18 protein-coding genes and 1 tRNA gene are annotated in these 22597 nt (G+C 49.8%); 10 read left to right on the top strand and 9 right to left on the bottom strand.

Going from position 1 to position 22597, the window contains the following annotated elements:
• The first annotated feature begins 41 nt into the window (after window positions 1-41).
• The 6 genes from BMW97_RS11455 to BMW97_RS11430 are packed head-to-tail and all read left to right on the top strand — an operon-like array spanning window position 42 to window position 6738.
• Complete coding sequence (locus tag BMW97_RS11455; RefSeq protein ID WP_090392780.1) at window positions 42-1412, top strand: VasL domain-containing protein; 1371 nt, start codon at window positions 42-44, stop codon at window positions 1410-1412.
• A 17-nt stretch (window positions 1413-1429) separates the two neighbouring features.
• Window positions 1430-2218 (top strand): hypothetical protein, encoded by a 789-nt coding sequence (locus tag BMW97_RS24315; protein WP_254783049.1) that lies wholly within the window; start codon window positions 1430-1432, stop codon window positions 2216-2218.
• Window positions 2202-2495 carry a PerC family transcriptional regulator gene (locus tag BMW97_RS11445; protein WP_071995299.1) on the top strand — a complete coding sequence of 98 codons (294 nt, stop codon included), beginning with the start codon at window positions 2202-2204 and terminating at the stop codon, window positions 2493-2495. The genes BMW97_RS24315 and BMW97_RS11445 overlap by 17 nt, the downstream gene beginning before the upstream one ends.
• A gap of 56 nt (window positions 2496-2551) precedes the next feature.
• Complete coding sequence (locus BMW97_RS11440) at window positions 2552-3784, top strand: ABC-three component system protein (RefSeq protein ID WP_090392778.1); 1233 nt, start codon at window positions 2552-2554, stop codon at window positions 3782-3784.
• A complete protein-coding gene (locus BMW97_RS11435) occupies window positions 3765-4430 on the top strand; it encodes an ABC-three component system middle component 1 (RefSeq protein WP_090392776.1) in 666 nt (221 codons plus the stop codon). Before BMW97_RS11440 ends, BMW97_RS11435 begins: the two co-directional genes overlap by 20 nt.
• The gene (locus BMW97_RS11430) at window positions 4405-6738 is read left to right on the top strand and encodes an AAA family ATPase (RefSeq protein ID WP_090392774.1); all 2334 of its coding nucleotides are present in this window, start codon (window positions 4405-4407) and stop codon (window positions 6736-6738) included. The genes BMW97_RS11435 and BMW97_RS11430 overlap by 26 nt, the downstream gene beginning before the upstream one ends.
• A 132-nt stretch (window positions 6739-6870) precedes the next feature.
• On the opposite strand, the gene BMW97_RS11425 is transcribed toward BMW97_RS11430, so the two are convergent.
• The 7 genes from BMW97_RS11425 to BMW97_RS11395 form a co-directional block, all read right to left on the bottom strand.
• Window positions 6871-7329: a hypothetical protein gene (locus BMW97_RS11425; RefSeq protein WP_254783048.1), complete on the bottom strand. Its 459-nt coding sequence runs from the start codon at window positions 7327-7329 to the stop codon at window positions 6871-6873.
• A gap of 610 nt (window positions 7330-7939) precedes the next feature.
• Entirely contained in the window at window positions 7940-8833 is an 894-nt protein-coding gene (locus tag BMW97_RS11420; RefSeq protein WP_090392772.1) for a plasmid partitioning protein RepB C-terminal domain-containing protein, read from the bottom strand.
• A gap of 15 nt (window positions 8834-8848) precedes the next feature.
• Entirely contained in the window at window positions 8849-9715 is an 867-nt protein-coding gene (locus BMW97_RS11415; protein ID WP_090392770.1) for a ParB/RepB/Spo0J family partition protein, read from the bottom strand.
• A gap of 1 nt (window position 9716) precedes the next feature.
• Window positions 9717-11213 (bottom strand): recombinase family protein, encoded by a 1497-nt coding sequence (locus tag BMW97_RS11410; RefSeq protein WP_175481443.1) that lies wholly within the window; start codon window positions 11211-11213, stop codon window positions 9717-9719.
• A 710-nt stretch (window positions 11214-11923) separates the two neighbouring features.
• Complete coding sequence (locus tag BMW97_RS11405) at window positions 11924-13180, bottom strand: tyrosine-type recombinase/integrase (protein WP_090392768.1); 1257 nt, start codon at window positions 13178-13180, stop codon at window positions 11924-11926.
• Between the two features lie 195 nt (window positions 13181-13375).
• Window positions 13376-13451, bottom strand: a tRNA-Phe gene (locus tag BMW97_RS11400).
• A gap of 95 nt (window positions 13452-13546) precedes the next feature.
• A complete protein-coding gene (locus BMW97_RS11395; RefSeq protein ID WP_032653359.1) occupies window positions 13547-14260 on the bottom strand; it encodes a DUF554 domain-containing protein in 714 nt (237 codons plus the stop codon).
• A gap of 181 nt (window positions 14261-14441) precedes the next feature.
• On the opposite strand from BMW97_RS11395, the gene BMW97_RS11390 reads away from it, so the two are divergent.
• On the top strand, window positions 14442-16577 hold the full coding sequence (locus tag BMW97_RS11390) for an ornithine decarboxylase (protein WP_045909945.1): 2136 nt from the start codon (window positions 14442-14444) through the stop codon (window positions 16575-16577).
• Window positions 16578-16665: 88 nt separating this feature from the next.
• Here the strand turns inward: BMW97_RS11390 and BMW97_RS11385 are convergent, their stop codons facing one another.
• Both BMW97_RS11385 and BMW97_RS11380 read right to left on the bottom strand, forming a co-directional pair.
• A complete protein-coding gene (locus BMW97_RS11385) occupies window positions 16666-17358 on the bottom strand; it encodes a response regulator (protein ID WP_045909944.1) in 693 nt (230 codons plus the stop codon).
• Window positions 17348-18973 carry an ATP-binding protein gene (locus BMW97_RS11380; protein ID WP_045909943.1) on the bottom strand — a complete coding sequence of 542 codons (1626 nt, stop codon included), beginning with the start codon at window positions 18971-18973 and terminating at the stop codon, window positions 17348-17350. Before BMW97_RS11380 ends, BMW97_RS11385 begins: the two co-directional genes overlap by 11 nt.
• Before the next feature lie 344 nt (window positions 18974-19317).
• Between BMW97_RS11380 and BMW97_RS11375 the strand changes: the two genes are divergently transcribed.
• Genes BMW97_RS11375 through citC form a run of 3 tightly spaced genes read left to right on the top strand, consistent with a single transcriptional unit; the run spans window position 19318 to window position 22593 of the window.
• Window positions 19318-20679, top strand: a complete 1362-nt coding sequence (locus BMW97_RS11375) for a 2-hydroxycarboxylate transporter family protein (protein ID WP_021242090.1) — start codon at window positions 19318-19320, stop codon at window positions 20677-20679.
• 17 nt (window positions 20680-20696) lie between these two features.
• On the top strand, window positions 20697-21560 hold the full coding sequence (locus BMW97_RS11370; RefSeq protein WP_045134818.1) for a fumarylacetoacetate hydrolase family protein: 864 nt from the start codon (window positions 20697-20699) through the stop codon (window positions 21558-21560).
• Between the two features lie 10 nt (window positions 21561-21570).
• On the top strand, window positions 21571-22593 hold the full coding sequence (citC, locus tag BMW97_RS11365) for a [citrate (pro-3S)-lyase] ligase (protein WP_045909941.1): 1023 nt from the start codon (window positions 21571-21573) through the stop codon (window positions 22591-22593).
• The last annotated feature ends 4 nt before the right edge of the window (window positions 22594-22597 follow it).

Genomic DNA, 22597 nt, shown 5'->3' with positions numbered 1-22597 from the left:
AACTTTCAATAGCTCCTTATTCGTCAAATGGACAACCGGTCATGAATGACATCACCCCGCGTAAAATCAAAACCGGCGGCGACCCGCGCACGCTACCGGATTATGCCGCCCTGCTTGATGAACTGAGTAAGCTGACACATCCGGCTCGTCCGGATGTGAACTGGCGTTATGCCGAAAAACTCTGTCTCTCACTTTTTGAGCAGAACGGTGTGGAATTGCAAACGGCAGCCTGGTATACGCTGGCCCGTACGCAGCTGGCCGGCTTATTCGGGCTCAATGAAGGGCTGACGATACTCGAGGCCCTGATAAGCCATCAGTGGGGGGCTCTGTGGCCTCAGCCAGTCCATGCCCGCATGGAAATCCTCAGCGGTCTGAGTCAGCGTTTGCAGCAACGAATGCGCTCGCTCCCGTTAAATTACAGCGACCTCAGCCAGCTGTACCGGGCGGAGCAGTTGCTTACCGGTCTGGGAGAGGTGCTGCAGCGTCTGGAGCTAAAACATCTCAGCCAACTCGATACGTTGCGTACCCTGATGCACAACAGTGCTGTCCGGCTGGAAAACAGCGATAGTACCGGGTCGTACATTCAGCCTGGTATTGTGTTGCCTGCCACCGTGATGAATGCTTCGACAGCATCCACGAGAGACTTTGCTGATGGTCCGGATGAAGATACGCCAGACAGTGCAGTGAAGTGGGTTTACGTTGCGCAACCGGAACCTCAGTCCAATGTGGAAGTACTGTCGACAATGCCTGCTCCGGTTAAAAAGTGGAAGTCCTTCGTCGCCGGGATGTGTACCATGCTGGTGATAAGCATAGTCTCAGTGTGGGGCTGGCAGTTTCTTCACCGGCCAGACCCTCTACAGACTCAGCTTGCAGCTTCACTGGCTCCGTTCCCTTCACCTCTCACGTCTGAACAACTGGATATGTTGCGCCAGCAATCTCCGTCAGCACAAACTGTGATAGCACAGACACAACAGCAGATTGCCCGACTGGACAAGCTTCCTCCTGACTGGAATCTTGCTTACAGCCGAAAACTCACAGAACAGGCTCAGGCGCTGTGGCCGGAACAGGCTAAACCTCTGGCACAGCAGTGGCAGCAACAGATTAATATCTCAGTACTTCCTGTCGATACAATTAACGGCTGGCATGAAGGGATGACACAGCTTCAGGCACTTGCCGATAAACTGAATGCGCTAGATGGTCAGAGAGGAAAATACATTACCGTCAGTGAACTTAAATCGCAGGTCTTTGGCATGCTGACAAGCTTCCGGCAGACCGTGCCGGTGGAAGAACAGCTTCGGCATTTGAAGCTACTCCCTGAAGATTCGCTGCAGCGTCAGCAGCAGGTCCAACAGGCTGAGCAGCACCTCCGGGCTCAAATCTCTACGCTGGCGCAGGAAAAACAACGCGACTGATACTAGGAAGGTCTGACATGGTGGATAAAACGCAGCGTCACCGTAATCACTGGACACCGTGGTCGGTTGCCGAAATTACGTTTGTGGAACAACACTATGGTCAGCTGTCTGCCCGTGAAATCGGGGAACGGCTTGGCAGGTCTACCAATGGGGTGGCCCGGATTGTTCAGCTTTCAGGTCTGTCCCGTGGCGTGACTCCACCCTGGTCGGAAGAGGAGCTGGCATTGCTCCGGACCCACTATACAGAAGGTATAGAGTATGTAATGTCATTGTTACCCGGGCGTTCACGCAAGGCTATCTGCCAGCAGGCATCCCTTGCAGGGCTCACTGGTCGCAGTAGCTGGAGCCTTGAAGATAAGTCCTTTCTGGAAAAGCATTACGGCAATCTGCCAACAAAAGAAATTGCCGCCAGACTGGGCAGAAGCGTCAGTGCGGTGAGGGCTGCAGTGGTCAAATTTGGCCTTGGAACATGGAAAAACAGACCCTGGACGGAAAGCGAGCTGATGTTGATGCAGGCACATTACAGTAATGGGATTGATAAATTAAAAGCGTTGCTGCCAGCCCGTACCCGGGAGGCCATTTTTGCCCAGGCCGGAAAAATGGGGCTGACAGAGGCCCGGCTTTGGCTGCCTGATGAAGACAGCCTGTTAAGAGCCATATATCCTGAGTCTGGTGCCCGTGGGGTAAAGGAGAAGCTTCCCCACAGGACGATCCCGGCGATAAAACACAGGGTAACCAGTCTGGGGCTGAGGTCCTTCAAAAGGAAAAAACGGTTATCAAGGGTAAGACATGATGGTGGAGGATGAGGTTGCACAAAAGCTGGAGGCTGCTGGTCTCTGGCGCAGGGCTGCCAGTCGCTGGCTTGATGTGATGCAGCACCATGGGCTGACGGATCAGCAACGTGACCGGATACGTCAGCACAGAAAATATTGTTTTTCCTGCGCGAAGCCCATCAACTCCCCGGAGAAACTGGATGTGATGGAAATCGCGAGGGCTGCAAAGACTACTCAGGAGCGGATAGGACTGAGTCAGCCAGAAGGGGTCAATAAACGGTCTGATGTTAGAAATACGCATACGTCTTGAAAAGAAGTAATATCATTATGCTAACTGGCTGCTCGCTAACGATAAAAGGAGATCATGTGAGCCAAGAAGATGATGAGAAGTATCCTGCCAGCGCCATCTCCTCGTGGAGCGGCTTCGTTTATCAAGGGAAAATTGCACTATATCATTCCCTTAAACTGATTCATGATGGCGACCTGGACTTCGAGCTTCAACTGGATAGTAGTGACGACTTCGCTATTTATAAAAACGAAAAACTACACACTGCCCATCAAGTCAAAGCTAAGATAAGTAAATATCGAAGTGGTTACACCAAAGCGCTGGAACAGTCTACATTAATCGAACACGACAAAACCAAGGGGACAACGCGTTACTTCCATGTATCTGTCCCACTAGATGAGACTGGCGATTACAGAGGCACTAATGGAGAAACAGTAAAATTCTACCGCTATGGAGACAACTACTATTGTGGCCTGGGTGAAATTGAAGGACTGACCAAAGAACTCATAAAAAAATTATGTGAGAAACAGTCCATCACTGTCAGTGATAACCTTATCAATTTTAACTACTGCCTACTGTCAGAAAAAATTAATTCTAAGGCAATACACAGCCATAAATTAAATCAAGTTGACGGGATCTCAGAAGACAAAGCCGCATACGAGGGTCGTATCATGGCCAGGAGTATTTTAGAGGAACTGCTGGCTGAAAACCCCTATCAGAATAGGGATTACTATGCAGTTGAATTAAAGGCCAGGCTCCAAACCCATTTAGAAGAAAGATTGGATCAGGAGTTACCAACAATGAGCGATGCGACTTATGAGAGAGCCAGACTTCTGAGTGAGCATATTCGCAAAACGCACTTCAACGAATTAAAAACCCTATGCCAGATGATGAAACCATCCGAGCGGTTTCAAGACGTTCAGAAGAACGACATCAGGCGATACACCAAGCTGATACAGGCTATTTCGATGGAACCTATATTCAACCATCTTCCGCACTATCTTGACAGCCAAAATCGGTTCTACGTACCTACCGCTCTTGACGTGGATGAAAGCGAAGAGTGTGAATTTGATATGATCCATGAAATGAAAAACAACGGGGATCTGCTGAGACTGCTTTTTGAGTACAACCATTTAATCGCCAGTAAAGCGGAAGCTTCATTCACCTTTAATACAAAATTCACGAACTCGGATAACTTCGACAACAAGAAGACCTCTGAAAAGATTGAGAGCAATATCACTAAGTCGCTATGCATTAGCGTCATAACAAAAGACGACGCGGAGGAACGACTGAATGATAAAACAACTCATTAATGAAGCACTTGTGGCCCATGACTTTGTCTGTAAACTCGACCTGGACAACACAAGTTTTTATATTCGCGAGTCTGGATCTGCTATCAGGTTCGCAGTCCTACATAATTTTGATGATCTCCCTGATCCTGCCGAACTGAATAACAGAATCAATCATCTTGCTCCTGACGAATTTATCAGAAACCCAAGCTTTAAGAAAAACTGCGATTTGATTTGTATTTATCGTCTTGATGTTCTGGCCAGGTTTAAGGATCACGAGGAAGAAATCTTCGCAATTGAGGAAGATCCGTACTTTTATAAAAAATATGTCCTCTATTACAGTGTTGCGGAGGAGAGTGCACTTACCAATTTCACCTACGAGAAACTGGTATCTGTAATTACTGACAAAAAGGAATTTCTTGAATATAAAGAAAACCCTCTTGTTGCAACACAATACAGTTTTGCTGCGAAGACCTTTATCAAGCTTCCATTCTTAGAGCTACCTAGTCATCAAGGGAACCTTGTGTCCTTGAGGTTGCAGGCAACTGAAGCTGTAGCCGAAGCCGACCTAAACGATATATATTCGACTATCCAGCAATTCACAGATAAAAATGCTGACGATTTTATCAAGGAAATGATTCGTAATGAAATGGCAAATATCCAGGATTGAAGTCTCTAGTTTCAAAGCATTCAAACATATTTTGCTGGATCTTGGCGGGGCGTCATTACTAACTCTTGACGGCCCAAATGGTTATGGCAAAACAAGTATTTTCGATGCCATCGAGCTGTTGCTTACTGGCCAGATCAATCGAATACAAAACCTATTCAATACATTATTAACCAGAAACAAGAGAGACTATGCAGACAATCTTTTCTGGAACAGTCGTTCTGGATATAACGATCTCTGCATCAAGATTGAATTCATTAATGATGGTCGAAAACTTGTTTTAGCCAGACATTGCCCTGCAGAGATATTCAAAAAACCAGCAAACAATCGTGCAGACAAATATGGAAACTTCAGGCTTTACGAGCTACCAGAATTCGAATCATCTGAATTTACTAAGAACAATTTCCGCGATAATAGTTTCCTTGACGAAATTTTCGGAAAAAATTTCAGGGAAAACTTCTCTTTTCTTAACTATCTCGAGCAAGGCCAAAACCGGCTTTTACACACTCGGGTAGACGATCGTAAGGAGAAACTTGGAAACCTCTTTAACATCAGCGATATCGAAGCCGAGATCGAAAGCTGCAACACTATATACACTAAACTTACAAGGTACATCAACAATGCAGAACGCACGGCAAAAGCTGTATCACTTAAAGAAGAGATAGTCACCCTAAAAGACACTTTGCAGGCAGAGGCTGGGATCATTGAGTACAAGAAGCTCTCGACGACTGATGTCCAACCTGGGTGGGATAAAGAGATACTGTTCTCATCGTATTCTGCGGTAGACCATGCTGCCTACCTGGAATCAGTTCGTAAGCTTATTGCCCTTCTGCCACTCAAAGCCACGATAAAAACCAGGATTCACAACGAGACAATCGATGCAGCCATCGAGCGTAATGAGGAATCACTGAGAAACCTGGCTAGGTTCGGTTATGACCTTGGCAAGCTTGATGGGCTTGAAGCTATCAAGCAGGAGATTGATGAATTAGAGCGTTCAGCAAACATCATCAAACGCGGTGCTAAGGTCATCAAGGTCGAAGAAGCCCGATCACTACCAAACTGGAACGATGGGCGCCTTGAGTGGTTTGAGTTACAAATTGAATCCCGAAACAGACTAGCGGAAAAAAGTAGCACCAACGCGAATGTCGTAGCCGAATTGGAACATCTGAAAAAGCAACTGCTTGAGGAACATAAAAAGTCCTATCCCGACGATAAGATGTGCCCCCTCTGTGGCGCTGACTGGGAAGATCACAAATCAATGGTAGATGCCATTGAAGCAAAAACTAAGCAGATCTCTGATTCGCTAGGGCAGGACGGTAAAAACTTAGTTATCCTTATCGCTGCTATGGACGCTGAGCTGAAACTCATCAACACCCATATACAAGACCGCCTGAAACTTCTTACGCCTACCTTTGAACCAAATCTTCATGTGGCGCTGAGCAGAATTAAGCTTCGGCTCCCGGCAATTATCCAGCTACTGGAGAAGCTGCAAAGCGAAAATATTCAATTTACTTATGCATTCACGGAAATTGATGACGTAGTAGATGAACGATTTGAAAAGCTTAAGGAAATTCTAAGAAATAAAAAACAGGTTGAAGCTGATGCCTTAGCGCTGCCGGAGGACTGGCGAGAAACCATAAATCGCGCTTTCAAAGACTTACAGGACTTCTATATAGTCACGGTTGAAGATCTGAAGGACAAAGAGAAGTTCATATCGATTAAAGCTAGTGAGGCTCAAAATTCCAGGCTCCAAACCTGTATTACCGAGCTTAAAGTTATCGAAAAGGAAACTAAGGCAGCCCAAAAAGCACAAGATAAAATCGAAAAGCTCCGCAGTATACTGAAGAAGACAGAGCAAAGTTATACCGACCAGACAATTTCGGCTATTGAGTTCATATTCCACATCTACAGTGGCCGTCTGATCCAAAACTACCAGCGTGGCCTGGGCCTGTTTATCGAGAGCAGAGAAGGTACGCAATTAAGGTTCCTGACCGCCGAGAAGTCTGAGCACGATGCAGTGATGTCCATGAGTTCTGGGCAAGTGTCCGCCCTCAGCCTAGCCTTCTTCCTCTCGCTCAACAAAGTCTATTCACAGGTGCCTCTAATCCTGATTGATGACCCGTCTCAATCCCTGGATGAAGTCAACGTTGCATCCCTTACCGATCTTCTCCGTTGTGAGCTCAAGCATTGTCAGTTGGTAGTCTCCTCCCACGAGGACGATATCTCAGCTTATATGCGCTACCGGTTCGACAGAGCAGGTTTGGCAACAAGTTCGCTCAACATGCAGCTTTTGGCGAAAGAAGCTTCGTAAGCGCGACTCATGGCCATCTGGTAGAGCTGGGTGGCACCACTCCAGAGGCCTTCCGATAGGCCTCGTGGTGAGGACAGAATTTATCTACTGTCGTGGGGGCAGTCCATAAATAAACTGCCAACTATTGACCGTTTAGCCGGAGAATTGCTTACTCCAATTAGTCAAAATATCCGAACGAAGCGCATCAACGACCATCTGAACGGATTCAGGAGTAAATGGCATCAGATGTTGAGTTATGATATGTCCATCAATTACCTGAGCAAAACAAATATGCTCGCCATCAATAGCAATGCCAATGAAATCGGATTCAGGAATTTTTGTTTGTGACGCTTTTTTAACAATGTACGGTAGTAGTCTTTCTGTGGTTGCATTCAGAAACGCAGGACTACTTTTTTTTCCGTTGAAGAGCCCGGGCGCTTTATATTCAATTATGACGTGGTTGTAACTTGCATCATTACGTTCACGCTCTGCATAAATATGCAATCCCGTTGCGTCTTCTAACGCTTTATTCCAGGCAAACCGTACTTCTTCTTCACCCTTCCAGGGCTGTAGACGTTTTTCTTGAATGGCGGTGTAAGCGGATTGCTTCATGTGGTAAGGCCTGGTAGCAAAAGGAATATATGCAACCGCGCATTATGCTAGCTGTACGATTCTAAATCAAGGGGTTTTGTAGATAAAAATTCTCGATATGGCAATTAGTTAGGTGGTATTTCGCAGATATTCTTTCCCTTTAGCTGAAAGTTACTTTTACGCTTACACTCAAGTGAGTTGTACGACAACCTAGACAGACCTACGTAAGGCAATTTTTTTGGTTGTATGACGAATCAGGCGAGAGCACGTTGTTGCGTTACTCAGAAAGAAATGTCTCATTTTGTTAATAGTTGATAAAAATGGCAACCCAGCCTTCATGGCTGAGTTGGTTTAATTCATCTATATATGCTTTCGGTTGCCCATTTTTAATGGGCCGTAAAGACTGTCAATGTAGGAGGCATACCAAAGCATCTTTTTTTCGCCGACCATCCAGATACTTTGCATGGCTGTATGTGCTGCAAATGCTATTTTGAACGGTCGTGTTCATGCTGATTCCCCCAAACCGTCTAAAAGCGGGCATCCTGCTATAGATACCCTTATATCATCTGTGATGAGTATGTGGCGAGATTACGAATTACAGATTAGATATGTTTATGTCACTGGTTTTCTTTCAGACAGAATGCTGGCTAGGCTGAATCTCGTTCAGATGTTTAACCCCCAGCACCTTCTTCAGGACGTCAAGATACTCACTTTTGTTATCATATAACCAATGAATAATCTCATTCTTACTGAGAAGTTTTGCAATGTACGATCTCGCAACCATCAGGTTGAGATTGTTTTCTGCAAATTCATTCTCGATATCTTGCGTTTCAACTTGAAGCGCGGCCATTTCCTTTTCAAGTCGTGCAAGCGTTTTGATCATATCTTTATCATCAGGAGCATTATCTGGCTTTCTGACCAAATACTCAGCAGGTAAGGCATGTAACATAGATAGAGCGAATTTTTTAGTAAAATTATTTAATGTCAACATTGTTGACACAAAATCTATCTGTTTGTGGAGTTTTATTTTTTTAAGAACATCGAATACGTTTTGCGATACGTTTTTATCAGCCAGTAACGCGAGTGCTTCCTTCGAAATTCCTTCGGAAATACGGAGTCTGGTGTTAATTATTCCCTGAGATAATCCAAGAACGGCACACAATTTTTCCACCGATACGCCAGATTCAACCGCTTTCAGGAGCATCCTTTGCTCCTGAAGTATGGTTAAATGATTTACCCTTTTGTTATATGAATATGTATCTTCAATCGGTGATATGAGGCAATGAGCATGTGTAATTTCCAGATCTTTTAAAGCTTCGATACGTAAATGTCCGTCGAGAATTTTATGTTCCCCGTTTTCTGTAATAAAAATTATAACAGGCTCAATTAAACCTATTTCAGCTATTGATGTCAGTATTTGTTTGTACTTATTACTGGCCCTAACATTAACCGGAATAGATCTCGATGGCAACAAGCTCGCGATAGGATACAGGTGAAAATGGTTGTTAAAACATTGTTTAATCATTTCATTGCTCTCTTTTTATCGTGCAGGGGATAATATTTCAGGTATGTCAGTAATGTTGTTTTTATTCAATAATTCACAAAAATGACTATCCTGAGTAAGTTGCCTGAATATTTCTTTTACCAGCATGAGAGTTTCACGGGAGTACCGTGCTTTAGCCTGGATTTCTTTGTGTTCATCTGAACTTTTTTGATACATTGAAGCAAGTTCTTCTGCAGAGTATTTTTTTTGAATTCGCTTCGTTGAGAATGTCTTATTAGTTGAACCTTTATTTCCATTTTTTCGATTATCAATAATTCGCTTAATAATGTTAATTTGTTTACCTTTGATAGTACCGTTCAGTAATGCCTCTGTCAGGGAGTCCTGAATCGACTCATCGGTCGCCCGGGAAATCTCTACCGCAAGGTACAGGGGAATATTACCGGCCTCAAAGGCAGCCAATAATTTTTTCTCACCTTTCTCAAGAAGGCTACTTACGCCCTGGACCCAACTTACTACGTATCCCAGTCGCTCGCCAATCTCCTTGTCAGTCAATCCCTGCTTCTTTAACTGCCTTACACTGTCCAGAAGCTCGGTTGCCCGTGGTTTCCGTCTGGCAATATTTTCTGTGAGGCTCATCAGGTGGCCTGTTTCTTCACTGACGTCTTTTACGATCGCAGGGATGTATGCTTCCTGATAATGAATGTAAGCTTCAAGCCTCCCCTGGCCACAGATTAAAGCAAATTCATATTCGTTGTGAACAATTCTACGAACGGTGACAGGGCGTTTTAGGCCAATTTGACGAATGTTCTCTTTAATCTCTTTATGTGTGAACTTATCTCGTTGACGAGGGTTAACGACCAGTATTTTGTTTGTTTCAATAAGTACAACTTTTTCATCAGACATGTCATGAGTCCTTTAATTTTACTCTTCTTATTAGCCGGTAAAAAGGGGCCAGGTTATCAAAGCGATACAGGTCTAGTTGATAAGGATTGCTTTCCTCTAATGATATTTTCTCGGAGAGAATATCTATCGCGGGAAATATATAATAGTCAACGGCAGACTGATTTGAACTGTCCATTCTCACGGCAATACTGATATCTGGTGAGAACATTGTCCTGAATTTTATTTTCCACCGTAGTCTTTGGGGGCTGATGCGCTGACAGCGTGCAGACTGTATAGCAAGAGTAAATTCATCATTAATGTGAAGTATTCCTGGTGCTGGTGTATCGCTTACCCACCCCCCTTCATGACTGATGTTATCGATAATTTTTTTTGTTGACCTATCGTTAAACTCGTTTACCAGTTTTTTGGTTTTTAACCATGTGTAATCAGTCTCTGGAGTGTAGCCGATTAATTGGTATACACGTAAGAGACTGCCAAAACGAGAGCGATAAATACTGCTGGATGGAAGAAGTTCTTCTTCATCAATGATAATGCCTGATAATCTTCCTTTTTTTCTCAACAGAACTCGTAATTTCTCCAGTAATTCATCCTCAGATAGCCGTGCGGCACGCGCTCTGATAATTTCGTTAGCCTGATTAAATTTTTCAACCGAAACAATGGGGGTGTAAGCTCCATCATATCGTATCCATTCCTCTTCTGGATTGGTAACATACTGTTGTTTTAGCTTGAACGATGTTTTGTTATAAACGCTGTTTCCTATATATTTTTCACTAGTCAGGATTTGATGTACTTTTGCTCTACTCCAGCAACTTCCATTTTCAGCAAGGATCTGCCTGCGATTCAATTCAGAGGCGATGACTAATTCTGGTTTACCTTCGTCATTGAACATATCGAAGATGCGATTAACGATGCTGATTTCTTCCCTGGGACCGGGCGTCAGAATGACCCGATCGGTCTGAATACTTTTGCGTTGCCCGTGTTTTAGTTCTCCCTTAGGATTATGATTTTCATCAATTAAAAGACGCCTGAGCCCATAACCTGCAAGCCCCCCCTGATGGTAACCTTTTTTAATAAGGTTTACCTGGCCCAGAAAAACTTTCTCAGACTGGTTTCGACTGAAACTTGCTGCGCCATGTCGTGATAACGCCAGACCCAGAGTGAACATTTCAGGCTGAGCCTCAGAGAAATGCTCTGCACAATAAATAATTTTGACCCCTCTTAATTTAAGAAGGTGGGAATAATGGCCTGCTTCGTCAGTATCCTGGAATCGACCAAAACGACTGACATCGTAAACAAGAATTAATGATATAGATATACGATGCTCTAAAACATCATCAATTAACGCTTTCAGACCTGGTCTGCCTGAAAGATTCAACCCACTTTTACCAGCATCATTGTATGATTTGATTATCGTAATATTATGTTTTTTCGCATACTCCCTTATGTATCCAGATTGATTATCTAGCGAATATTTTTGGTGGTCAGTTGACATCCTCATATATTCAGCTGCGTAAATTATATTTTTTGCTTTTATCGACAAGTCATCACCCCAGAAAAGATAGCATCCCGTTAATAATTATTTTGGCTTTTCCTTATTTCAATGTTTATTTATCAAATTCCCACATTTTATGCGCTTTATCAACTTTAGGTTTTATAGCTTTAAACGTTTTGAAACTGATTGAGGAAAATATTGTCAATATAGCTGCTGTTACCGCGAAATTTTAGGCTAGTACATATTTGAAAAGGTGGAGGTAATCAGTACGTGAAGCTTTTTATTGCTGAAATATTACTTTCGTAAAGAGTGATAGTGTTGTGCTTCATTGCGGACATGACAATACTGTAGGGAATGAGTTGGAAAGTTATACGGAGTGTAAATTTTTGATCTCTATAGTGAAATGTTTCCCACTGAATCGCTTCAGGCTAAAGTCCATGCAGTGCGGTAAATATGCCAGAAGGCGATAGAACAAAAAATTAAAGAATGGTGTTCTCCGTACCTCAAGGTACGAAGAACAACCACTAACTGTTTGTCGATGAACTGAGAAGCTTGTCAATATAATCAGCGTACGATTGCATCATTTCCCGCCGTCTGTCCAGATATTGTGCTTGGTTACTGGTTCCGAGAATGCTTTTTTATCCATGTGAGCGAGTTGCATCTCGATTCACGTGTTTTGAATTCCGCATTTTCCTGATTGGTTTTGATGCGGGCTGCTATCGCGAATGGAGTTTTGCGAAGTCAAACGGGCTCACTGTTTTTTCCTCATTTGCATCCAGAAAATCAGCCCACCACTGCAGCATCAGTCTGCGTTCATCCAGAAACTCCGCTTTATGGATATAAGCTGCGCGGACACCATTTCGTTCCTGATGGCTCATCTGGCGCTCCACTGCATCTCTCGACCATAATCCTGACTCAATCAACGAACTACAGGCCATTGCCCGGAAGCCGTGACCACAGACATCGATCTTTGTATCGTAGCCCATCAGGCGTAATGCGTTATTCACCGTATTTTCACTCATTGGTTTCCAGGGATTATGGTCGCCAGTGAAAATCAACTCATATTCACCACTGATGGTGTGGATCTGCTGCAGAATATCCAGTGCCTGAGTTGAGAGTGGTACCAGATGCTCTGTACGCATTTTTGAGCCACGATGGGAATACTTGACCCCCTCAATAGGTTTCCGCTCAGGAGGAATGGTCCACATAGCTTTCTTAAAGTCGATCTCAGACCACCTGGCAAAGCGTAGTTCACTGGAACGGATGAAGATAAGCAGGGTGAGTTTAGTTGCCAGTCGGGTGAGAGGTTGCCCTCTGTATTCATCCAGTCGTTCAAGAAGTTCTGAAATGTGATTTAAGGCGAGGGCAGGGCGGTGCTGGCGTTTCACCGTGGTTAACGCGCCAGCCATATCCACGGCAGGGTTATAACTAATAATACCTGACTGGGCAGCATAGCGCATGATTGCAGTGATACGCTGCTGAAGGCGTGCTGCGATTTCATAGATCTCTTTGGCTTCGGCTGCTTTAACGGGAACAAGTAAATCGGGAGTTCTGAGGGTGGTAATGTCACGTGAGCCAATAAAGGGAAACACATGACTTTCGAGGCTTTTCAGTATCTTCTCACTATGTGAGGCTGACCATTTTTTGTTGCTCTTATGCCACTGCCTTGCGATGCCTTGAAATGTCTGGGCTGCTTCGGGGACTGACTTTTTGATCCGTTTCTGTTCGCACGGGTCAGTTCCCTCAGCTATCAGTTTCCTCGCCGTATCGCGTTTTTCCCGTGCTTCTGATAACGAGACTTCTGGGTAGACACCCAGAGCGAGCGTTTTTTCTTTACCCAGAAACCGGTAACGCAGTCGCCAGTAGCGCGAGCCGTTAGGGTGAACGAGCAAAAACATGTTGCCGCTGTCGGCAAGTTTATAAGGTTTTTCATCCGGTTTAGCTGCACGGATTTTAGCGTCAGTGAGCGCCATTGGCGGTATCTCCTGATAGTAAAAGGGGTATAAATTTTATCGAATCAGACTATACCCTCAGTTGTACCCTCGCAAGGGACTTGATGCGGGTTGAAGTTGATTGAGTTGGGTGGAGTTAAGGGATTGTAGAAGGGTTGATTTGTGCGGGCTTAGAATGCAAAAACGGACCTCCGTGGAGGTCCGTTGATATGAATTTGGTGCCCGGACTCGGAATCGAACCAAGGACACGGGGATTTTCAATCCCCTGCTCTACCGACTGAGCTATCCGGGCAACGGGGCGCATTAAACCCGATCTGCCCGGTGGCGTCAACGAAAAATGTTGTTTTCGTTACAGACTGCGCAATCTCTCACCATTTCGCCGCATCCTTAAGCGAAAAAGTGCGTCCAGAGTGCGGAGAGCGGCATGGCGAGCAGCAGTGCGGGCAGCATGTTCACCACGGCAAACATCTTGATCCCACAGATGCGCAGCCCGGTAGCCAGCAGCAGCAGGCCGCCGACGGCGGTAAAGTCTGCCATCATCGCCGGCGTGGTGAGCGGGAGAATTAACGTGGCGCAGGTAGCCAGTGCCAGCTGGATAAGCAGCATCGGGACGCAAATCGCCGCCACGGCAATGCCGAGCGTGGTGGCAAAAATAGTGGCGGTGAAGAAATCAAGAAACGCTTTTGCAATCAAAATGCTCGGGTCGCCCGTCATCCCTTCCTGCATCGAACCGAAAATCCCGGTGCCGCTGGCGCAAAACAGAATAATGATGGCGACATAGTTCTGAATAAACGTCTCGTGCGTGCCGTGTTTCGCCTTACCCGGTCGGGCTATCAGGTTTTTGGCTTTGCTCACCGCGCTGTTAATGCCTTTTTCCAGATAGCAAAATTCGCCAATCAGCGCGCCGAGCAGGGTGGCCAACACCATCACCGGCAGGTTGGCGCATTTGACCACCAACAGAATACCGATTCCTAACGATGCCAGGCCGAATATTGAGGGCATGGAGGTGCGAATACGCTCCGGCAGCCGCTGGCTTAGCACTGCGCCGAGTACGCCGCCCAGCAATACGGCTCCTGCGTTGATAAATGGCCCGATAACCACGCTTAACTCCTGTTATTTAATCATTGATATTGCATTATTATGGCACGTCAGCGCTGCGCGGGCCTTAGCATTGGGTGGTTTCGTGCATACTGATTCCTTCTTGCACCTCAAAATAAAAGGTGACATTATTGCGCGAATTTTCTCCTCCCTGTCTCACCGTTCGGTGAGGGTAATTGCGCTTATGAAAACCATGAAAATCGCCGTCAGCCGCGAGCTGCTCTCAACTGTGTCTACGCACCGCGAAAAGGTGACGCTGGACAGCACGGATTTCACCGATGTGGCAGCCGTCGTCATGACGACGACAGAGAGTCGCAGTGGCATCCTTGCATTGCTGAAACGCACGGGCTTTCATTTACCGGTGTTTATTTTCTCGCAGGAGCCAACGGAGGTGCCCGATGGCGCCACCGCGGTCATCTCGGGTAAAGCTCAGGAGTTTCTGGAACTGGAAACTGCTGCCAGCCGCTACGAAGAGAACCTGCTGCCGCCGTTTTTCGACACCCTGAGTCAGTATGTGGAGATGGGCAACAGCACTTTCGCCTGTCCAGGACACCAGCACGGCGCCTTTTTCAAAAAACACCCGGCAGGGCGGCAGTTCTATGATTTCTTCGGTGAGAACGTATTTCGCGCCGACATGTGCAATGCCGACGTGAAGCTGGGCGATCTGCTGATCCACGAAGGGTCCGCCAAGCATGCGCAAAAGTTCGCGGCGAAAGTGTTCAACGCGGATAAAACCTACTTCGTGCTGAACGGGACGTCGGCGGCCAACAAGGTGGTGACCAACGCGCTGCTCACCCGCGGCGATCTGGTGCTGTTTGACCGCAACAACCATAAATCTAACCACCACGGGGCGCTGATCCAGGCGGGTGCCACGCCGGTTTATCTTGAGGCCGCACGTAACCCGTTTGGCTTTATTGGCGGGATTGACGACCACTGCTTTGATGACGCGTATCTGCGGGATCTGATCCGCGAGACGGCGCCGGAGAAAGTCGACGAGCCGCGTCCGTTCCGCCTGGCGATCATTCAGCTAGGCACCTACGACGGGACGATCTACAACGCCCGTCAGGTGATCGACAAGATCGGCCATCTGTGCGACTACATCCTCTTTGACTCCGCCTGGGTGGGCTACGAGCAATTTATTCCGATGATGGCGGAAACATCCCCGCTGTTACTGGAGCTGAACGAGAACGATCCGGGGATTTTCGTGACCCAGTCGGTGCACAAACAACAGGCCGGATTCTCGCAAACCTCGCAGATCCATAAAAAGGATAACCACATTCGTGGTCAGGCGCGTTTCTGCCCGCACAAGCGGCTGAACAACGCCTTTATGCTGCATGCCTCCACCAGCCCGTTTTACCCGCTGTTTGCGGCACTGGATGTCAACGCGAAAATACATGAAGGGGAGAGCGGACGCAGGCTGTGGGCGGAGTGCGTCGAGCTGGGCATTGAGGCGCGCAAGGCGATCATTGCCAACTGCCATATGATCAAACCGTTTATCCCACCGGTGGTGGCGGGGCGACCGTGGCAGGATCATCCGACGCACGCCATTGCCAGCGAGCTGCGCTTCTTCAGCTTCGAGCCGGGGGCCAAATGGCACGGGTTTGAGGGCTATGCGAGCGAGCAGTATTTTGTTGACCCGTGCAAGCTGCTGCTGACCACGCCGGGCATCGATGCCGAGACGGGGGAGTACACCGATTTCGGGATCCCGGCGACGATTCTGGCGCACTACCTGCGTGAAAACGGCATCGTGCCGGAGAAATGCGACCTTAACTCGATTCTGTTCCTGCTGACGCCTGCCGAAAGCAGCGAGAAGCTGGCGCAGCTGGTGGCGATGCTGGGGCAGTTTGAACAGCATATTGAAGACGATACGCCGCTGGCGGACGTGCTGCCGACGATCTTCCAGAAATACCCGGTGCGCTACCGGGATTACACCCTTCGCCAGCTGTGCCAGGAGATGCACGATCTCTACGTCAGCTTTGACGTGAAGGATTTGCAGAAGGCGATGTTCCGCAAGGAGAGCCTGCCTGAGGTGGTGATGAACCCGCAGGATGCCAATCAGGCGTATATTCGCGGAGACGTGGAGCTGGTTCGCATACGGGATGCCGAAGGGCGAATTGCGGCCGAAGGTGCGCTGCCCTATCCGCCGGGCGTACTGTGCGTGGTCCCGGGTGAAGTCTGGGGCGGGGCGGTACAGCGTTACTTCCTGGCGCTGGAGGAGGGCATCAACCTGCTGCCGGGCTTCTCGCCGGAGCTGCAGGGCGTTTACAGCGAGAAGGATGCCGACGGGATTAAGCGGCTGTATGGGTATGTGTTGAAGTAGACTCTCCCCCGAACGTAGGCCGGGTAAGCGTCAGCGTCACCCGGCGACTTGCCCGGTGGCGCAAGCTTACCGGGCCTACAATATCGCTTCAGGCTTCTGCGCGGCGGTACATCCTCCTCGGATGCCCAATCTTGCCGTACAGCATCTCCACGCTGAGAAACCCCGTCTCCACGCAGTGTTCCAAATAGCGACGGGTAGTGGTTTTACTCAATCCCGTCTCGCTCACCACCTCATCCACGGTAAAGCAGTGCGTTGCCTTGTCGTTAAACAGCGACTGCACCCGCGCCAGCGTGTTTTCCTCAATGCCCTTGCTGCCGTTGTCCTGGCGGTAGTTTTTCGCCTGAAGCTGATACAGCGAATCCACGTTCTGCTGGTCGACAATCTTCCAGACCCGCTGTTGTTCGGCAAACTGCACGAAGCGCTCCAGCGACTGGCTGAGTCGCTTCCAGGAGACGGGTTTGAGGATGTAGTCGAACGCGCCGTTGCGGATCGCCTGGCTGCAGGTGTCCATATCGCTGGCGGCAGTGATAAAAATCACCGAGCAGTTGGCGCGGGCCAGCATGGGGTTATTGATCAGCGAGATCCCTTTGCCGTCCGGCAGATAGTTATCCAGCAGCACCAGCTGCGGCTGTTTGTTTGCAAGCTCTGCCTGGGCCGCAGCCAGCGACGAGGCAATACCCACCAGCCTCAGACGCGGATGTTTGCCTATCAGCTCCGCGTGCAGTTGCGCCAGTTCGTTCTCGTCTTCAACAATCAGTACGTCGATAAGTTCATGTTGCATAGTCGGTGTCTTCCAGTTGCCGGGCGGTTCCCGTGGCCGGGATAAACAGGGAGAAAATGGCGCCGCGCGGCGTATTATCGGCAACTTCTATCGCGCCGCCAGCCTGTGTGACATAGCTTTCGATCAGATACAGACCAATCCCATGATCGCCGCGTGTTTTGGTGGTGATGCCGCGTTCAAAGATCCGGTCACGGATCTCCGGCTTGATGCCCACGCCCTGGTCGGCCACTTCAATGATCAGCTCCTGTTCGCTGAGCTTTATCAGTACCTCCACCGGCGCGTGGGGAAGCGGCGACCGCTGTGTCGCTTCGATGGCGTTATCCAGCAGGTTGCCAATAATCGAAATCAGCTCTTGCTCCCCCAGCGGCAGGAACGGCCTGTCCAGACGACAGGCCGGGTCGAAACTCAGTTCGACGCCTTTCTCCCGCGCGCGGGCGGCTTTGCCCAGCAGCAGGCCGCACAGGGTCGGGGAGCTAAAGCGCGAAGAGATAAAGTCCAGCAGCTCCTGGGCGTGTTCAGACTGCGCCTGAATGTAGCCAATCGCCTCCTCATAGCGGCCCATGTGCAGCAGGCCGGAGAGGGTGGTCATCCGGTTTAGCTGCTCATGACGCATTATGCGGAGGTTATCGACATAGCGTTTGACCTGGCTAAGCTGGGCGCTCAGCGAGTCGATCTCGTTGCGATCGCGGAAGGTGATCACCCAGCCCTGCAGCGACCCCTCAAGCATGATGTGGACCCGGCTGGCAATCACCGTCAGATCGTTAAAACGGCAAATCTCGTCATGGGTATCTTTCGCCAGCATCGTCTGCGTGTCGAAGAACGGGACCGGATCGATCACCTGACTTATCAGCTGCCCGCGCAGCTCGCGGGCCGGCTGGCTCAGCCCCAGCAGCTTGCGCGCCGCCTGGTTGATCACCTCAATCCGCCTTTGATCGTCAATGGCAATCACCCCTTCATAAATAGACTCCATCAGCGCCTTCTGCTGGCGCACCAGCAGGCCGATCTCGCGCGGCTCGAGGGAGAAGATCTGCTTCTTAATACTGCGGGTAAAGAACCAGGAGAAGATAAAGAGAGCAATTAGCAGCAGCACCGCGGCAATCAGGATATTGACCACTTTACTGACGGTAATGGTGTCCAGGTAGCTGGTGAGATAGCCGACCGAAACAATGCCGACCACCTGTCCGGCAGCGTTGAAGATGGGGGCCTTACTGCGCAGCGAAATACCCAACCCGCCTTTGCGGATGGTGGTGGTGCTTTTACCCTGCAATACGGCGTCGTTGTCACCGCCTACCAGCGTGGTGCCCACTCTGTCGGCGAAGACGGAGTGAAAAAGATGCTGGCCCTTATTATCGCCAATCACAATAAAGCTGGCGTCACTGTGCGCAGAAATCTTCTGCATAAAATCATGGATGGCGATGATATTCTTTTGTTCAACTTCATGTCGCAATGTTGGAATAAGCGCAATCTCTTCAGCCTGTATTTTGGCGCGCGTGCTCATTTCCTGATAAAGCTGTTTCCCGACATCGGCATAATAATATCCGCCCAGTAACGCAAAAAGCACTGAGAAAAAGGCAACCAGCGAAATAAACAGCTTGATCTGGAAAGAGACTTTCATAACTATCACGCAAGGTAGCGACAAAGATCGCCAATATATCATCTTTTTTCACGCGGGCGCCCGCTTTGCCGAAAACTTGTGATCCCTTGCACAGCGGGCGCTGTAAAAGCGTTATCCCAAAGACGGGTGGCCTCTGGCTGCACGAATAAATGTTATTTGTTTGTTCAATTCAGAAAAGAAACCATAAAAACCACGACAATAAATAAGGCATAAATCACATTAAATAAAAGAAACCATTAAAACCATAGCTGCCATTAAAACTTCGCTTTTAATATGCCATTCCTCACATAAAGTAAGCCTTTGTGACTCTAAGCTGAACGCACAAAATAACCAAGGGGCTTATTATGAGCACAACTGACGATTCTTTCTCTGTTACCCACGACCCGATTGAAATTCAGCGACCTTCGCTTAAAGAGCGCTGGTGGCATATTATGGATACCTGGAAAATCGGGATTATTCCTCTGCCGCTGTTCGTTCTGGCGGGGGCACTGATCGCGATTGATTGCCTGGGCGGAAAACTGCCGAGCGATATCGTGGTGATGGTGGCGACGCTGGCTTTCTTCGGCTTTGCCTGCGGCGAGTTTGGCAAACGCCTGCCGATTGTCGGCAAGCTCGGTGCGGCGGCGATTTGCGCCACCTTTATCCCTTCCGCGCTGGTCTATTACGGCCTGCTGCCGGACGTGGTGGTCGAGTCCACCACTAAGTTCTACAAATCCACCAACATTCTCTACCTCTACATCTGCTGCATTATTGTCGGCAGCATCATGAGCATGAACCGCACGGTGCTGATTCAGGGCTTCCTGCGCATCTTCTTTCCGATGCTGTGTGGCGAAATCGTCGGCATGCTGGTGGGGATGGGCGTCGGCCTGGCGCTGGGTCTTGAGCCATTCCAGATCTTCTTCTTTATCATCCTGCCAATCATGGCGGGCGGCGTTGGGGAAGGGGCGATCCCGCTTTCCATCGGCTATGCCACCCTGCTGCATATGGACCAGGGCGTGGCGCTCGGTCGCGTGCTGCCGATGGTCATGCTCGGCGGTCTGACGGCGATCATCATCTCCGGCTGCCTGAACCAGCTTGGTAAACGCTACCCGCATCTGACCGGTGAAGGCCAGCTGATGCCCAACCGCGCCAATGCCGATGCCACCGTCTCTCAGCCTGCATTCTCCGGCAAAGCGGACGTGACCACGATCGCCTCCGGCGCGCTGCTGGCGGTGCTGCTCTACATGCTGGGCATGCTCGGCCACAAGCTGATTGGCCTGCCTGCGCCGGTCGGCATGCTGTTTATGGCGGTGCTGGTGAAGCTCTGCAACGGCGCCTCTCCGCGCCTGCTGGAAGGCTCTCAGGTGGTGTACAAATTCTTCCAGACCTCTGTGACCTACCCGATTCTCTTTGCCGTTGGCGTGGCCATCACCCCATGGCATGAACTGGTGGCCGCCTTCACGCTGACCAACCTGCTGGTGATTATCAGCACCGTCTCCGCGCTGGTGGCGACCGGGTTCTTCGTCGGCAAAAAGATTGGTATGCACCCGATTGATGTCGCCATCGTCTCCTGCTGCCAGAGCGGACAGGGCGGTACCGGCGACGTGGCGATCCTGACCGCAGGCAACCGCATGAGCCTGATGCCGTTCGCCCAGATTGCTACCCGTATCGGCGGGGCGATTAACGTCTCCATTTCTCTGCTGATTCTGGGCAACTTCCTCGTTTAAGTTTTCAGGAAAGAACAATGAAACTCGCAAGCTTTTTATACCAGGGAAAACGCAGCTACGGCATCGTGCAGGCCGACGGCGTGATTGATTTAGGCCGCCGTCTGGGCGACCGCTACAGCGACCTCAAGGCGCTGCTGCAGGGCAACGGGCTGGCGCAGGCCACCCGCTACCTGAACGATGCCGTGGACGTGCCGATGAGCGCCATCACCTTCTTACCGGTGATTGAGCAGCCGGAAAAAATCCTCTGCGTGGGCATGAACTACGCCGACAAGCGCAAGGAGTTTGACCAGCACAACCCGGCCCCGACGCTGTTTGTCCGCTTCCCGGATTCACAGACCGGCCACAACGAGCCGGTGCTGAAGCCGCGCCACTCCAGCGAATTCGACTACGAAGGCGAGCTGGCGGTGATCATCGGTAAAGGCGGGGAGAACATCAGCCGCGACGACGCCCTGCGCCACGTCGCTGGCTACAGCTGCTACATGGACGGCTCCGCCCGCGACTGGCAGCACACCTGGTTCACCGCTGGTAAAAACTGGCGTCAGACCGGCGCGTTTGGTCCGTGGATGGCGACGGCGGATGAGATCCCCGATCCGCACCAACTGGCGATTCGCACCTGGCTGAACGGCCGCATGGTGCAGGAAGACAACACCAGCAGCATGATCCACAAGGTTGCGGAGCTGATCGAGTACATCAGCACCTTCACCCGCTTAAGTCCTGGCGATGTGATCATCACCGGATCCCCGGGCGGGGTGGGTAAAAAGCGTAACCCGCCGCTGTTTATGAAAGAGGGCGATCGCATTGAGGTGGAGATCGAGCATATCGGTCATCTGAGCAACGTGATCGTGGAAGCGCCAGCCGTCGGGCTTGCGGCAGCTCACTAAGTAAGGCGGCATGAACAGTCAACCCATCGATTTTCGCCACACGCTGGTGGCGAAACATCCGGAACGCTTAAGTCAGATCCGTTATCTGCTGGCAGACAGCGGCCTTGGCCTGGACAACGACATCACGCTGTTCGTCGAAGCCTGGTCCGGCTCGCAGCTGGTGGGTTGCGCAGGGCTTGCCGCCAACGTCATCAAGTGCGTGGCGGTTAACGAGCAGCTTCGCGGCGAGAACCTCAGCGCGCGGCTGCTGGCAGAGGTGGAACATGCGGCGCTGGAGCGCGGCCATTTTCACCTCTTCCTCTGCACCCGTCCGTGCAACCGGGAGCGTTTTGCCCGCAGCGGCTTCTGGCCGATTGCCCAGAGCGGGAACAACGCCGTGCTGATGGAGAACACCCCGCAGGGGATCGCGCGCTACTGCCGTTCTCTGCGCGCGAACCGCAAGTGCGGGGAGAAGATTGGCGCCATCGTGATGAACGCCAATCCGTTCACCCTCGGCCACCGCCATCTGGTGGAGCAGGCGGCGACGCAGTGCGACGCCCTGCACCTGTTCGTGGTGCGTGAAGACGCCTCGTTCTTCCCGTTCAGCGCGCGGCTCGAGATGGTGCGCGCGGGCGTGGCGCATCTGCCGAACGTGGTGGTGCATGAAGGCTCGCAGTACATCATCTCTCGCGCCACGTTTCCGGCCTACTTCCTGAAGGAGACCGGCAAAGTGCAGCAGGCGTGGAGCGAGATCGACGTGCTGATCTTCCGGGACTTTATCGCCCCGGCGCTCGGCATTACGCACCGCTTCATCGGCTCGGAGCCGTTCTGCGATATCACCCGTCAGTACAACCAGACGCTGCACGACCTGCTGGCCTCGCATATCGAGGTGGTGGAAATGCCGCGCATCAAGGCCACCGGCAACGCCATATCGGCGTCCGAAGTGCGCCGATTACTGAAGACACAGCAGTTTTCCCGGATCCGGGAGATTGTCCCGGACTCCACCTTCGCGCATCTCGAAACGCATTACCGTGCGAGTGCGGAAGTCGCTTAACTAC

Source organism: Enterobacter sp. NFIX58, assembly GCF_900110475.1.
In the GTDB taxonomy this organism is placed as follows: Bacteria; Pseudomonadota; Gammaproteobacteria; order Enterobacterales; family Enterobacteriaceae; genus Enterobacter; species Enterobacter quasiroggenkampii.
This window is presented reverse-complemented; position numbering and strand designations above follow the sequence as displayed.